This is a genomic window from Microbacterium sp. XT11 (genome assembly GCF_001513675.1).
Classification (GTDB): domain Bacteria; phylum Actinomycetota; class Actinomycetes; order Actinomycetales; family Microbacteriaceae; genus Microbacterium.
The window spans coordinates 1,106,125-1,120,579 of record NZ_CP013859.1 but is presented as its reverse complement, the minus strand read 5'-3'; the positions used below and the strand labels follow the sequence as shown (position 1 = coordinate 1,120,579).

Annotated in this window: 12 protein-coding genes; 6 read left to right on the top strand and 6 right to left on the bottom strand. The window is 68.1% G+C overall.

What is annotated here, in order from left to right; genetic code table 11:
- Positions 1 to 15: 15 nt before the first annotated feature.
- The 4 genes from AB663_RS05295 to AB663_RS05280 are packed head-to-tail and all read right to left on the bottom strand — an operon-like array spanning position 16 to position 5,172.
- Complete coding sequence (locus tag AB663_RS05295; RefSeq protein ID WP_067196459.1) at positions 16 to 1,878, bottom strand: glycoside hydrolase family 3 protein; 1,863 nt, start codon at positions 1,876 to 1,878, stop codon at positions 16 to 18.
- A gap of 29 nt (positions 1,879 to 1,907) precedes the next feature.
- Positions 1,908 to 2,831: a carbohydrate ABC transporter permease gene (locus AB663_RS05290; RefSeq protein WP_067196457.1), complete on the bottom strand. Its 924-nt coding sequence runs from the start codon at positions 2,829 to 2,831 to the stop codon at positions 1,908 to 1,910.
- Positions 2,828 to 3,793, bottom strand: coding sequence for a carbohydrate ABC transporter permease (locus AB663_RS05285; protein WP_067196455.1), 966 nt, complete (start codon positions 3,791 to 3,793; stop codon positions 2,828 to 2,830). The genes AB663_RS05290 and AB663_RS05285 overlap by 4 nt, the downstream gene beginning before the upstream one ends.
- Positions 3,790 to 5,172 carry an ABC transporter substrate-binding protein gene (locus tag AB663_RS05280; RefSeq protein ID WP_067196453.1) on the bottom strand — a complete coding sequence of 461 codons (1,383 nt, stop codon included), beginning with the start codon at positions 5,170 to 5,172 and terminating at the stop codon, positions 3,790 to 3,792. Before AB663_RS05280 ends, AB663_RS05285 begins: the two co-directional genes overlap by 4 nt.
- A gap of 202 nt (positions 5,173 to 5,374) precedes the next feature.
- Here AB663_RS05280 and AB663_RS05275 point away from each other — a divergent pair, with 202 nt between their 5' ends.
- Positions 5,375 to 6,415, top strand: coding sequence for a hydroxyacid dehydrogenase (locus AB663_RS05275; RefSeq protein WP_198147936.1), 1,041 nt, complete (start codon positions 5,375 to 5,377; stop codon positions 6,413 to 6,415).
- A 67-nt stretch (positions 6,416 to 6,482) separates the two neighbouring features.
- Here the strand turns inward: AB663_RS05275 and AB663_RS05270 are convergent, their stop codons facing one another.
- A complete protein-coding gene (locus AB663_RS05270) occupies positions 6,483 to 9,338 on the bottom strand; it encodes a glycoside hydrolase family 9 protein (RefSeq protein ID WP_198147935.1) in 2,856 nt (951 codons plus the stop codon).
- Between the two features lie 181 nt (positions 9,339 to 9,519).
- Between AB663_RS05270 and AB663_RS05265 the strand changes: the two genes are divergently transcribed.
- From AB663_RS05265 to AB663_RS05255, 3 genes are all read left to right on the top strand, one after another.
- Positions 9,520 to 10,584, top strand: a complete 1,065-nt coding sequence (locus tag AB663_RS05265; RefSeq protein ID WP_067196449.1) for a substrate-binding domain-containing protein — start codon at positions 9,520 to 9,522, stop codon at positions 10,582 to 10,584.
- Between the two features lie 62 nt (positions 10,585 to 10,646).
- Positions 10,647 to 11,246, top strand: a complete 600-nt coding sequence (locus AB663_RS05260; RefSeq protein ID WP_083511120.1) for a TetR/AcrR family transcriptional regulator — start codon at positions 10,647 to 10,649, stop codon at positions 11,244 to 11,246.
- A complete protein-coding gene (locus AB663_RS05255) occupies positions 11,243 to 13,051 on the top strand; it encodes an alpha/beta fold hydrolase (protein WP_067196447.1) in 1,809 nt (602 codons plus the stop codon). Before AB663_RS05260 ends, AB663_RS05255 begins: the two co-directional genes overlap by 4 nt.
- A gap of 25 nt (positions 13,052 to 13,076) precedes the next feature.
- Here the strand turns inward: AB663_RS05255 and AB663_RS05250 are convergent, their stop codons facing one another.
- On the bottom strand, positions 13,077 to 13,400 hold the full coding sequence (locus AB663_RS05250) for a DUF7882 family protein (protein WP_067196446.1): 324 nt from the start codon (positions 13,398 to 13,400) through the stop codon (positions 13,077 to 13,079).
- A 185-nt stretch (positions 13,401 to 13,585) separates the two neighbouring features.
- On the opposite strand from AB663_RS05250, the gene AB663_RS05245 reads away from it, so the two are divergent.
- Positions 13,586 to 13,825 carry a hypothetical protein gene (locus tag AB663_RS05245; RefSeq protein ID WP_067196444.1) on the top strand — a complete coding sequence of 80 codons (240 nt, stop codon included), beginning with the start codon at positions 13,586 to 13,588 and terminating at the stop codon, positions 13,823 to 13,825.
- Positions 13,822 to 14,403 (top strand): MarR family winged helix-turn-helix transcriptional regulator, encoded by a 582-nt coding sequence (locus AB663_RS05240; RefSeq protein WP_335338562.1) that lies wholly within the window; start codon positions 13,822 to 13,824, stop codon positions 14,401 to 14,403. The genes AB663_RS05245 and AB663_RS05240 overlap by 4 nt, the downstream gene beginning before the upstream one ends.
- Positions 14,404 to 14,455: the final 52 nt, after the last annotated feature.

The window sequence follows — 14,455 nt, the reverse complement described above, 5'->3', positions numbered from 1 at the left end:
CAGTCGCTCGTCTCGTCAGCGCACAGGAGCGGCGGTGAGGGGAAACCCGACCGGATAGAGAGGATCGACGGTGTCGTTGGGCACGTCCTCCTGCGAGTTGCGCACCGCTTCCATCGACCGGGGGATCTCGAACGGCAGGCGTCCGCGCGATCCGACGACGCCGGTGAGCGCGGCGATGAGCGCGGCGTCGCTCGTTCCGAACGTGGCCACCAGCACCGAGGCCAGCGGCGCGAGCGGCGTGAGGATCGCCGGCCGATCAAGGGTGACGTCGAGCACGAGCGGCACCCGGTCGGCGATGCGTGAGAGTCGTGCCACGAGTCCTGGGCGGAACTCGAGCGACCCTTGACGGAATCGCGACTCGAACAGCAGATCGTCGCGCGGATCGAACGGTGCGGCGATGCGCACAACGGCGAGGTCGGCGTCCTCCACCCTTTCGACGACGACGCCCAGCACACGCGCGGCCTCCGGGCCGAGCCCCTCGACGTAGACGCGCCGCGCGGGGTCGGCGCCGAGCGGCAGCACAGTGACACCGTGGGGTCCGCCGTCGCGGAGGACGGTGACTGCCTCCGCCTGTGCTCGGAACCCTGCGGCTCGGTGCTCAGGGCGACCGACGACGGCTTCCGCGGCATCCTCGTCGACGAAAGGATCGTCGAAGAGACCAAGGCGGAACTTCAGCTCGAGCAGGCGCCGCGCCGACTCGTCGATCCTGGACTCGCTGACCCTCCCCTCACGCACGAGGTCGATCAGCAGATCGACGCACTCCTCGCCGCCGAACTGGTCGCAGCCCGCATCGAGCACCTTGATCAGCCGCTCCGCCGGGTCCAGATGTTCGACACCCCAGGCCTTCGCAGGGAGCACCTGCCCCTGTGCGACGTTGTCGTTGATGAGCTCCCAGTCTGTGACGACCACGCCGTCGAACCCGAGCTCGCCACGGAGAAGTCCCGTCACGATCTGCCGGTTGTAGCCGAATCCGACCTCCTCGATCGGGACCCCGTCTCGCACGAGGTCGATGGGCATCCCGTAGTACGGCATCATTCCGGCGGTGCCTGCCGCGATCGCCGTGCGGAACGGTTCGAGATGGAGGTCGAAGGCGCCACCCGGGTACACCTGCTCGCGACCATACGGGAAGTGCGCGTCCTCGCCGTCCTTCTGCGGGCCTGCGCCGGGGAAGTGCTTGGTCACGCAGGCCACGGACTCGGGCCCGAGATCGGCGCCCTGGAAGCCCTCGATGTACGCGGCCAGCGCACGGGAGGTCCGTTCGGGGTCGGAGCCGAAAGTGTGCAGCTGCCGCCCCCAGCGTGGTTCCGTCGCGAGGTCGACCTGTGGGTGAAGCGCCATCCGAATCCCCACTGCGAGGTACTCGCGACGGGCGATGTCGGCGAACTCGCGGATGTCGTCGTCGTCCAGGGCGGCCAGCCCGAGGGGCTCCGGCCACTGCGAGAACGAACCGGCGGCGAACGACGTGCCCTCGTTCTCGAAGAAGCCGTGCCGCGGATCGGTGCTGATCGTCACCGGGATGCCGTGCGGCGTCTGCGCCGCGAGGCGCTGCAGAGCATTCGCCCACCGCGCCGCGTCGCGCGCGGGTCCGAGCGCATGGACGTTGAAGTGGTTCATGTGCTTTCCGAGCACGACCGTGCTCGTCGGAGACTTGCTCAGCGCGCCGGGGGTCTCGAGGAGCTCCCCACCGGGTCCTGCCTCGATCACCGTGTGGAACATGAGCCCGACCTTCTCTTCGAGGCTCAATCGCCCCAGGAGGTCGGCCGTGCGTTCTGCCGGCGTCAGACGCGGATCCTCGTAGGGATCAAGGCGTCCGTTGCCGTTGAGATCGCGCCACACGAGGTCAGGGGAGTCGTCGGCGACGGGGAGGGATGCGGGCACGGTGAAGCGGTTCCTTTCGATTCGAGAGGTCAGCCCTTGAGGCCGGAGAATCCGATCCCCCGCGCGATGGAGCGCTGGAAGATCAGGAAGATCAGGATCGGGGGGATGCTGGCGATCAGCATCCCGGCGATCAGGTAGGCCGGATCGGTGGCCTGGGCGAGGCGCGGAAGGGCGACCGCGAGGGGCTGAGTGGTGGGGTCGGTCAGCACGATCAACGGCCAGAGGAACTCCTTCCAGGCCGTCATGATCGACAGGAGCGACACGACGGCGAGGATCGGACGCGACATCGGGAGCACGATGCGCCAGAAGATCGTCCACCATCCGGCACCGTCGAGCTGCGCGGCCTCGAAGAGGTCACGGGGGATCTCCTCGAAGAACTGCTTCACCAGCAGAATCGTGAACGCGTTCGCACCGGCGGGCAGCCACACAGCCCACGGGGTGTCGGTGAGCCCGATCCCGAGGAGCGGCATGTCGAGCACGGTCAGATACAGCGCGATGAGCGTCACGGTCCCCGGCACGAACAGCGTCACGAGGAGAGCGCCGTACACGATGCGCCCGAACCAGGGCCGGATGACCGCGAGGGCATACCCGGCGGTGGCCGAGACGAGCAGCTGCACCAGCCATGACCCTCCGACGAGGACGACCGTGTTCATGAGGTAGTGGCCGATGTCGAGCAGGTTCCACGCGGTGGGGATGTTCTCCCAGCGCGCGGGCTCGGGGATGAGGCTGAGCGGGCGCTGCACCAAGTCGGTGGTGCTCGAGATCGCGGCCCTCAGCATCCAGACCACCGGGACAGCACCGAGGGCGATGAGACTCGCGAAGAGCGCGATGTGCATCGCCCCCCACCCCACGAAGACGCGCGGGCGGCGCCAGTCGAATGCCGACAGGAGACCGCGCTCCCGTGTTCTGGGCTCACGGCGAGGCGTGCGCAGGGACGATGTCGGGGCGGTCATCGGGAGCTCCAGGATCGGGTCAGCCTGAGGTAGACGGCCGAGATGATGATGAGGACGACGGCGAGCAGGATGCTGAGGGCCGTGGCGACTCCGTAGTTGCCGAACAAGAAGGCATACCGGTAGATCATCAGCAGGATGGTGACCGTTGCGTTCGCGGGCCCCCCGTCTGTCATGACATACGGTTCGGTGAACACCTGGATCGCGCCGATGATCTGCAGAAGCAGGAGCACCAGGATGACGCCCCGCATCTGCGGCAGCGTGATGAAGCGCACACGCTGCCATATCGAGGCGCCGTCGAGCTCGGCGGCTTCGTACAGTTCGGCGCTCACCCCCGTGAGAGCAGCGAGGTAGATGAGGATGGCGGTGCCCGCACCCGACCAGGTGGCGACGATGACGAGGCTCGGCATAGCCAGTTCGGGAGACTGGAGCCACGGGAGCGGTCCGATGCCGACGACCGCGAGGAGGGAGTTCACGACCCCTGTCTCGCCCGGGCTGAAGAACACCTTCCACAGGAGCACCGCGACCACAGGGGGGACCACGACCGGCAGGTAGGCGAGCACCCGGGCGAGCGCACCGCCGCGCCGCAGCTCCGACATCAGCACTGCGCAGAGAAGCGGCACGGGCAATCCGATGGCGAGCGAGAGCACCGTGAACCACAGCGTGTTCAGTACCGCTCTCGGCAGCAGCGGGTCGGCGAACAGCACCTCGAAGTTGCGCAGGCCCACCCACTCCGCCGGCGCGACGAGGTTCGTCTGCTGGAAGGCCAGCATGATGCTCTGAAGGATCGGCCACCAGGCGAAGTAGCCGAATGTCACGAGTGCGGGGATCAGGAAGAGCAGCGCGGCGATCGCGGCGCGCCGGCGCTGCGGACTGCGCCGCCGCCGTGCGCCGGTCTCCCCGGGCGCCGCCGAAGTGGCGCGGTCGGTGACCGCACCACTTCGGCGTTCGGAGACCATCGTCATGACGCGTGCTGCGCCAGGATCGCGTCGACCCGGGACTCCGCGTCAGCGAGCAGAGCGTCGATGTCGGCGTTCGGGTCGGTCAGGACCGCCTGGACAAGCGGGTCGAGCGCCGCATAGATCTCCTGCGAGGCGACCGCAGGCTCCGGGACGTACTCGAAGGCATCCAGCGAGGCCACGTAGGGAGCGAAGTTCTCGACCGGGACGTTGACGTACTCGGCGATGGCCTCCTTGTACGCGGCGTAGGCCTCCTCGCTGAAGATCGGCGCGACGGGCACTCCGACGGGCAGTCCGTCCGCAGCCGAGGCCTCGGCGGTCTCGGCAGCGACCTCGAGGTCGTAGTTCGGGCGGAGCGCGCGCCAATCGATCCACTTCACGGCGGCGGCCTTCTCTGCGTCGGTCGCCTGCGCGTTCACCATGAGGACGGTCGCACCCGCGAGGGTCGCATCCGCTCCGCCTTGAGGCATGGGCCCTGCACCGAACGCCTCGGGGTCGCCCCCTGCGGCGATGTAGTTCGGGTAGACGTCAGGCGGTGCGGAGACCCACATTCCGACGTTGCCCGCCGTGAACTCGGCGACGAGATCCTCCTGCTTGCCGAGCACGTTGTCGCCCAGGGAGTCGTCCTCCCAGCGCATCGCCTTCCACAGCTCCAGCACCTTGCGTGCGTTGTCGTCGTTGAACGACGCCTTCCAGTCGCCGCTCGAGTCCTGTTCGATGATGCGCCCACCGAAGGTGTAGTCGTAACCGGTGAGATGCCACCCGCCGCTGTTGTTCGTGGTGATCTCACCGAAGCCGGTCTTGCCGGTCTTCTCCGCGATCTGGGCGGCGTACTCGCGGACCTCTTCCCAGGTCTTCGGCGGACTGTCCGGATCGAGGCCTGCCTGCTCGAAGAGGTCCCGGTTGTAGACGAGACCGAAGGCATAGCTCTTCTCGGGGATGCCGTAGACCGCTCCGTCGCGCTCGAGGAACTGCATGACGCGCGGGTTGAGGTCATCGAAGCTGTCCAGCTCCGATGCCACGTCAGAGATGTCGGCCACCTGTCCCCGCTCGATGAGCGCGGGCGGCTCAGTGAGCGGAACGCGCAGAAGCGTCGGCGCGCTTCCGCCCGCGAGGCGGGCGGCGAAGGTCTTCGCATCCCACGGTACGTCTGACGCTTCGATGGTGATGTTCGGGTTCGCCTCCTCGAACTCCGCAACCTGACGCTCGAACAGCGCCACAGCTGCCGTGTTGGTCGCCGCGGGCTTGCCCATGATCGTGATGGTGACTTTCTCGTCGCCGGCCTCATCAGGGCCTTCGTCTGGGCTGCTCGAGCAGGCAGCCATGCCTGCGAGGAGCGGGACCACGACGAGCGCCGCGACGGCGCGGCGGGTGCGTCGATGCATGTTTCCTCCGTTTCGGCGCGGCCGCTGCTGCAGCCGCGATCGTCGCCGACGGGCGGCAGTCCGGAGGTTCCGGGTAAACACCACGTCGTGCGTCACGCCCAGTATGCAGACAATCGGAACAGTTCGCAATTCTTATTATCATTTTGCTACATCTATCTTTCAATCTTGTGAACTTTGTTGCTTCTGTGCTCAGATGGTCTGCATGGCACAACTCATCGGAGAGCGCACAGATCGGGACCGCCCCTCGGGCCTCCTTCTGATGAATGCGCGCGCGTTCACCGACCTCTTCGACCCCGCTCGCCTCGCGAGACTGCACAGGCTGATCGCCCTGGACGACCCCATCCGCCTCGACGACCTGCACGGGCCAGACGCAGCGGCCCGCCTCGCCCGCACCGAGATCCTCATGACGGGCTGGGGCTCTCCCGTGCTCGGACCCGAGGTCCTCGCCGCGGCGCCGCGGCTCCGCGCCGTCATTCACACCGGCGGCTCCGTCAAACAGCACGTCTCGCCCGTTTTCTGGGATCAGGGCATCCTCGTCACGAGCGCCGCCGACGCGAACGCGATCCCCGTCGCCGAGTTCACGCTCGCCACCATCCTTCTCGAAGGCAAGCGCGCGCCCAGCTACATCGACGGGTATCGACGCCACCGCGAGGTGGGTGGAGCATGGCGCGACGCGATCCCCTCGGCCGTCAACTTCGGCGGAACTGTCGGCCTCATCGGCTTGTCGCGCGTGGGCCGCCGTGTCGCCGAGCTGCTGCGTCCGTTCGAGCTGCACGTGCTCGTCGCCGATCCGCACGCCAGTGCCGCCGATGCGGCCGCGGTGGGCGCCCGCCTCGTCGATCTCGATTCGATGCTCTCGGCGAGTGACATCGTGAGCGTGCATGCCCCGGAACTGCCCGACACCCACCACCTGCTGGATGAACGTCGCATCGCGCTGATGCGTCCGGACGCGGTGCTGATCAACACCGCCAGAGGATCGCTCATCGACACCGAGGCCCTCGTCCGTCGCTGCCGGACCGGAACCCTCCGCGCGATCCTCGACGTGACCGATCCCGAACCGCTTCCCGCGGATTCGGCGCTGTTCGATACGCCCGGAATCGTGCTCAGCCCACACATCGCCGGTGCGATGCACGCCGAGACAGGGCGCCTCGCCGACTCCGCGCTCGATGAGATCGAGCGGCTGCGTCAGGGCCTTCCGCCGGTGCACCGCGTCGAGAGCTCATCACTCGGCATCATCGCCTGACGTCTCGGGACGGGAATCCGGAGCTGACCGGATGCGGCGGGGTTCGCCCCGCCGCATCCGTCCTCTCTCAGCCCACAGCGACTCCCGTCACCAACGGCGTCTCGACCACCGCGGATGTCGTGTCGGTCGTGCGCACGAAGTAGCTGTGCACGCCCTTCACGAGCGACACGGCGACGGAGTACTGCGCGCCATCGGTCACGTCGGTATCACCGGGATCGACGGGCGACATCCGATGGATCACACCGTCGACGACGAGCTCGACGGCATAGGGGGCGACTCCGTCGGCGTCGGTGTAGGTCGCCTGGACCGTGACCGGGGTCGATGGTGTCAGCGGGCCGGCCGTATGGCTGACGTCCGAAAGAACCGGCGGGGTGCCGGCCTCCTCGTTCGTGAACTCCACCGAATCGACGAAGAGCTCCCCGTCGGTGTCGGCGGTCTGCTGCAGCCAGAACACGAGCTTCGCCTGCGACCGATCGAGGCCGGGGAACGCCGCAAGATCGAAGTCGTACGTCATCCAGTCGTTCGAGATCGCGATCGGCGTGGTCCCGGTCACCCGGTGGTTCGAGTCCGCGTCCGAGACCTCGATGCGCAAGCGGAGATTCGGCGATGGGCTGCGCATGGTCACCGACAGATAGCGATACCCGTCGGCGTCCACCGAGTGATGCCACGGCTGGAACTTCGCCTGCGACTGCTCGGTGGCGGGGTTCTGGAAGAAGCGACCGACGGTACGTCCATCCACGATCGTGTTGGTCACCTGCCCGACGCCGGCATGGTTGTTGTACCAATTCGCCCAGGTGTACCCCTGCACGCCGAACAGGCCGTCGCGACCGAAGCCGTCGTACAGCAGCGGCGCGTCGGGAGCCGGCAGGGGTGGCGCGACGGTGTAGTGCGTAGAGCTGTAGCTGTGGGCACCGCTCGCCTGCGTGCCGCGCACGTCGATACGGGCGTTCGTGTACGGCGCAAGGCCGCTCACATCGACCACACCGGTCGAGACTCCGGCCGACGAGGTCATCGGCGTCCAATCCGGACCGAGCGCGTGCGCCGTGAGCGAGGAGCCGCTCTGCGCGAACACGGTCACCTCGCCGGTGACGTACTGGCCGATCTTCGGGGATCCGATGGTCAGCGCCGTCGGCGGTGTCCCGGTGGACCACGGCGCGTCGCCGGCGGCGGCGAGCCCGAACACGGACGAGAACAGCCCAGCCTGGATGCTCACGCTGTACTCGTTGTATCGCCACTGCTGACCGACATCGGCGGAGCCTGGACGATCTTCGTACCAGGGGCTCGCACTGGTCGCGTCGAGCGGGTCCTTCGCATTCGGTCCCGAGACGAGCGCCCCCGGCAGGATGATCCCCGTGCCGCCCTGGGTCTGCGCCTGCTCGTCGAGCCGCGTGTGCAGGAACATCGTGTGCTTCTCACCCACGCCGGAGACCCAGCTCGTCCCCCACGGGTTGTTGCCGAACACCCAGTACAGGCCCTTCTGCACCGCTCGCAGGGCACGCTGGTCTCCGAACAGCTCCCAGTAGCGCAGCGCGTCGGCCATGTAGGAGACGTGCGGCTCGTTGACACCGAAGTTCTTGAACTGGTTGATCACGCCGTAGGGGGTGTCGTCGGTCGAGGAGAGGACGTAGTCGAGCTGCTTCTTGAGGTAACGCTGGATGTTGATCTTTCCGGTCGCCGTCGCAGCGGGATACAGCTCAGCCATCGACAGCGGCGCCATGTCCCAGTAGTTCGTACTGGACAGGATCGTGAACGGGGTCGCGGCGATCGTCGCTTCGGCCGACGTGCGATACGCCGCGTCGCCCGACAGAAGGTAGAGCTGCACTTCGGCGAACAGCAGGGAGTTGGCGATGCCGCCGCGCGTGGTCGAGTACCCGCCGAGCGGATCTCCGCGGTGCGTGTCGGCGTACTCGTAGAACGCGACCGCTGCTTCCTCGGCCTCGGCGGCCCGGGTCTCCCAGGACGCGGCGGCTCCGGCGTCGATGTCTCCGCTGTCGATGGCGGCGCGGATCGCTCTCGCTGTGGCGGCGAGCGAACCCGACGCCTTGGCCGAGCCGCCCACACCCATGCCGGAGACACGTCGGTCGTCAGCCGTTCCGATCACGCCGTCGGTGTGGAACTCGGGATGCCGGAAGCCGCCGCTGCCCTTGACATCCCAGAACGGGCCCCCGAAAGCGTCCAGCATCCGGAGCAGGTACTCGCTGCCGAACCAGGCCTCGTCGACGAGATCGGGCACGCCGTTCGAGTCGCCGTCGAACCCGACCGCGGGTGTGTCGCCGTATCGCAGATACGAGATGGCGATGTTCCCCGCGACCCACTGGTTCCCACCGTAGATGCCGTAGTCGCCGGCGTCGTACCAGCCACCCGTGAGGTCGTAGTGCTGCGTGCCGTCCTCGGACGCGGCATCGTCGAGATGACCGGCGGCGTGGAAGACCTTGTCGGACGGGGCGATGCTGCTGTAGCCCGCGGGGTATGCATCCTCGGTGTCCATTCCCGAGCGTTGCAACCTGTAGAACGCGATCATCTCATCGAGGTAGCCGGACCAGACGTTGTCTTCGATCGCGAAGCGCGGGGAGCGCACACCCCCGATCTCGAGGGCGAAGTCGGTGCCGACGTCGTCGAACGCGCTGAAGTCGACCTGATACACGCGGTCGCCCCAGGTCGTGCCGCGATCCAGAAGAGTGCAGGACGGCAGCACGACCGTCTCGCCCTGGAGCAGGCGACAGCTGGTCGAACCCGGAACTGCGCTGTCGGCGACGGCGAAGCCGACCTTGTAACCGCTGGCGCTGTAGCCCGCCTGGCTGACCGTGACCTTGTCGATGGTGGCGGCCGCGGCGGGCGGCGCAGCGATCACCGCCCCGCCCAGCACGACCGCCGTGACGACTGCCGCACCTCTCCACATCGAACTCGCTCGTCGTCGGGACATGACTTCTCCTTTGAAGGGTTGAGTCGGCATCATCGCCGGCGCCTCAGTATCGACACATTTGAAAACTAAACGCAAGGTTTGTATACTTGTCTTCACTCAAGCGCAAGCTTTAGCGCAATGATGATCGTTCCCGTTCGGCGTCCTATGATGGCGTGACACACTCAGCCCAAAGGAGGGGAACATGCTCGCAGCCGAGCGTCGAGCGCTGATCCTCGATCGTGCGAAGCATGACGGCGCTGTGCGTATCGCCTCGCTGGTGGACGACATCGGGGTCTCGCACGTCACGATCCGCCGCGACCTCGACGCGCTCGTCGCAGAGCGCGTCCTCGACAAGGTGCGAGGCGGGGCGGTGCTTCGCGACGGCAACGCCGCGCACCAGACCAAAGCCGCATTCACCGGCACGATCGGTGTGGTCGTGCCGACCTCCTACTACTACCGCTACGTCGTGGAGGGCGTCAGCGAGGCGCTGACGCCCGGCGGCGACATGAAGCTCGCGATCTCGGAGTACGACCTCGACGAGGAGTACCGCCTGATCGACGAGTTCATCCGCGAGGGCGTCGACGGCCTGCTCTGGGTGCCGACGGTCTCCGAGCGCGAAGCGCCCACCGAGTTCCGCGAGAAGGCCGAGAGCCTCGAGATTCCTGTGGTGTTCGTCGAGCGTGAGATGCCGGGCGGCGGGCTGGGTTCGATCTCGTCGGTGCGCTCCGCTCACGAACGCGGCGCGATGAGCGCCTTGAGCCACCTCTACGAGCTGGGTCACCGTCGACTCGTCATGGTCAGCCGTGGCAGCTCCCAAAGCTCGGAGTTCGTGCGGCGAGGGTGGCGCGACGCGCTCGATCGACTCGGCATGGACGAGCAGAGCGTCATCCTCGGACCCGAGGAACTCGGAGCAGGTCCCCGCTGGCAGCGCGGCAGCGCCGACGTCGTGCTCGACACGGTCGAGCGAATCGGCGCTACGGCGCTGTTCTGCCATGGCGACGAGAACTCTCTGTTCGGGCTTCTTCAGAGCGCACGCGCACGAGGGCTGTCGGTGCCCGACCGCCTCTCGATCGTCGCCTATGACGACGACGTCTCGGCGCACGCAGAGCCGCCCATCTCCGCTGTCGCACCCGATCGCCGGCGCGTCGGCGTCCTCGCGACGCAGCTTCTCATCGATCTCATCCGCGAGCCGAACGACGAGCCACCGCTTCAGATCCAGGTCGAACCCCGCCTCGTGCTGCGCGCATCGACCGCTCAGGCGTCGTGATCCCGGCTCCGTGAGGGCCCCCTGATCCGCCAAAAATATATAGACCGGTCTATTCTCGGATCATGACATCCAAGGGAGACCTCACCAAGGCGCGCCTGGCCGAGTCCATGCTCGAGCTCATCCAGACCAGCGGCTACAGCGGCACGGGACTGAACGCGGTTATCGACCACGCCGGGGCGCCGAAGGGGTCGGTGTACTTCCACTTCCCCGACGGCAAGGAGGGGCTGGGCGTCGCCGCGGTCGAACTCGCCGCACGGCAGTTCGAAGCGCTCATCACGGAGGTCGCGGCATCCGCAGGCGGCGCCGGCGAGGCCGTCCGCGCCGCGATCGCCGCACTGGCGAGCATCGTGAGCGGGAGTGACTACCGCCTGGGGTGCCCGGTCTCCATCGTCACGCTCGAGATGGGCGCCGAGAGCGAGCGCCTGCGTCAGGCATGCGCCTCCGCCTTCGAGTCGTGGATCGCCCCGACGACGGCCCTTCTCCAGGCCGACGGGGTCGGCCCCGACGAGGCCAGGTCGCTGGCCACCGTCGTCGTGTCCACGATCGAAGGAGCGGTCATCGTCTCCCGCGCCCTGCGCAGCACCCATCCCCTCGATGCGGCAGCCGATGTCGTGTCCACTCTCGTCGGGCAGCGCACCGGAGCGACCGGAGCCGCGCGATGACCGGATCCTCCTCCCGCCGCGCGCTCGTCTTCGGGGCATCCGGCCTCGTGGGCCGCCACCTCGTGCTGGCGCTCGCCCAGGCCGGCGCCGACGTCACGGCGGCGGTGCGGACGCCGGAGTCCGCCGAGCGGGTGCAGCGGTGGCTCGGCGAGCACGGGCCGGCCGAGCGCATCGCGACCGCGATCGTCGATTTCGATGCGCCCGAGATCATCACCGACCGCTCGGTGGATCTCGCCGAGGTCACCGAGATCCACAACTGCGCGGGCGTCTACCGATTCGGCATGACGGCACAGGAGGCTCGCAGCGCCAACGTGGGCATCGTCGAGAAGCTGATCGCCTTCGCCGCCGGTCTCCCGCGCCTGCAGCGCCTCGTCCACATCTCCGGGTACCGCGTCGGAGGGCAAGACCCGTCCGCTGTCCCGTGGTCGGACGAGCACCGCGCCGCGGTGTACGACGAGCTCGGCGCCTACGAGGCATCGAAGGTGGAGTCCGACGCGATCTTCCAGGCCCTCGCCACGGAGCACGGCATCCCGTGGACGATCGTGAACCCGGCCAGTGTGATCGGCGACAGCCGAACCGGAGAGTCCGACCAGAGCATCGGGCTGGCGGCCACCATCGAGCAGATCTGGGACGGCACCGCCGCAGCCCTTCCCGGCGACGACACGACGTTCCTCCCGGTCGTGACGGTCGACTACTTCGCCGCCTTCATGACGGCGGCGGCCGTCGATCCGGATGCCGTCGGCGCGGCGTACTGGGTGCTGGACGACGCCACCCCGCCCCTGGCCGAGCTGCTCACGCACGTCGGCCGCCACCTCGACGCAGCGGTCCCTCGATTGCGGATGCCGGTCGGCGTCATCACGCGGCTCCCGCGGTGGGTCACCAAAGCCGACCCGGAGACCCTCGGCTTCCTGTCGTCGGACCGCTACCCCACGGCATCCGCGAAGGAGCTCGCCGCCAGGCACGGCATCCGGATGCCGGACGTGCGGACGTCGCTGGAGCGGTGGGCCGACCACCTCGCGGCACACCGGTTCGGCGCGGCTCCCGCCGACGACCGCCGATTCATCGACGTGGGCGGAGTGAGGACGTTCGAGCTGGGCGCTCGCGGAGCCGATCGGGTGATCCTGCCCGGTCTCCCCGTGAACGCCGACACCTGGGCCGGGGTCGCGTCTGCGATCGGTGCACGGGCCGTCGACCTTCCCGGACTCGGCCTGAGCGGAGGCACGGGCGTGCCGGACTGGGAACAGTGGCTGCCCGCTCTGCTCGACGGAGACCCCGTCGAGCTCATCGGCCATTCCCTCGGCGCTGCTGCGGCGGTGATCGCGGCGGATCGGCATCCCGACCTGGTGCGGTCCCTCACACTGGTCGCACCGTTCTTCCTCCAGCCACCGACGGGGGCGCCGGCACGGATGCGCCCGCTGGTGCGCGCCTATCTGCGGCACACCGACGCGGCGCGGCTCTCGCGCCGGCTGACCGGATCGGACTCGAGCGCCGCCGCGCTGGACTCCAGCGTCCGCGACCTCCGGCGACGCACCGCCGGCAGGGCGGCCGAACAGCTGGCCCTGACGGCGTCGCCGCAGTGGCGGGCCGGGCTGAGGGAAGCGCTCGGCCGGTTCCCGGGGCCGGTGCGCATCATCACGGGGGCCCGAGACCCGCTCTCCTCCAACACCCGCAAGCTCCTCGCGGCGCACGAGAACCTGACGCTGAGCATCGTGCCGGATGCCGGTCACCACCCGCAGCTCACGCACGGCGACGTTCTCATCCGCGAGCTCACGAGCGCGCAGGCGCACGCGACTCCACGGTCATGAGACGCCGCTGACTGCGGCGGCCGTATCAGGCGCTCATCGCATGCAGACCGCGCACGGCATCCGCGCCGGCGTGCTGCTCGCGCGTGAGGTCGAGCCCCGCCGACGAGTTCGCACCGGCCATCATGGCGAGGAGGCGCTGCTTGCTCAAGGACGCCTGCTCGTCGACCATGAACCTCAGCGGGATAGACGCGTGCAGCCAGATGGTCTCTGCGACCTCGTCGTGTCCGCGCACCGTGAGGGCGAAGGACTCGCTGCGACGCAGCTTCGTCAGCGTCACGGATCTCACGTGCGCGAGGAGGTCGTCCTCGAGTTCGATCACGCGAGTGCCGCCGTAGATCAACTGCCCCATGTCGGTTCCTCCTCATTTCGTTCGATAAACACGTTACTAGTTAACCTAACTACATAGCAATGGCCGTTGGTCCGACCGCGACGACGCGCGGCAGGCAAGGACGTTTCATCCGCCCCGCCGACGGCGGATGGTCGCATTCACCAAGGGGCAGGGGTGCGAAGATGGAAGCCTGCCGGAAGGAACGCATGCTCGAGCGATCGCCCCTCGAAGAGACGGGCTACGTCCTCTACGACGATCTCGTCGCCCGGCTGCGCGACCGGTTCCCCGGCATCCCGATGGCACGCCTGGAGCAGATCGTGCTGAGCGAGAACGACGCCATCACCGGTGGCCGCCTGCACGTCGTGCCCGCCGAGGTGGAAGCAGGAGCCGACGAGATGCTGCAGCGCGAGTCACGGCGCTGGAGCGACGCGACGGAGGTCGCGTGAAGGAGAACGTGGACGACTACACGCCGTCGGGCTATTGGTACCCGGACACCGAGGCGGCGAGCACTGTCGATGTGCTCAACCAGCTGCGCCGCTATCGCGCCGCCGAGACCGCGATGCGCGCACGCACCCGCGCGCTCATGGGCATGAACGAGACCGATCTGATGGCGCTGCGCTACCTGCTGCGCGAGCATCGCGCGGGGCGCCTCGTGCGGCAGATCGACATCGCGCGAGTGCTCGACATTTCCACCGCATCCACGACGGCGCTCATCGACCGCCTCGAACGGGGCGGTCATGTGCGCCGCGAGCCGCATCCCACCGACCGTCGTGCGGGCATCGTCGTGCCGACCACGCACAGCGACGAAGAAGTGCGCACCACGCTGGGCGCCATGCACCGACGGATGCTGGCACTCGTCGACAGACTGAGCGACGAGGATCGCGCGGTCATCACGCGCTTCCTCGCCGGGATGACCGCGGCGATCGAAGAGGCCTCCGAGAACGACGACGCGGAGCACGACGCCGCGGCGCATGAGACAGACCGAGCACACGACACGGACGAGGCCGGCACGATCCGCGAATGACGCGGACGGCGGGCGCGTCGACCACCGGCGCACCGGCCGGAACCCGCATCCC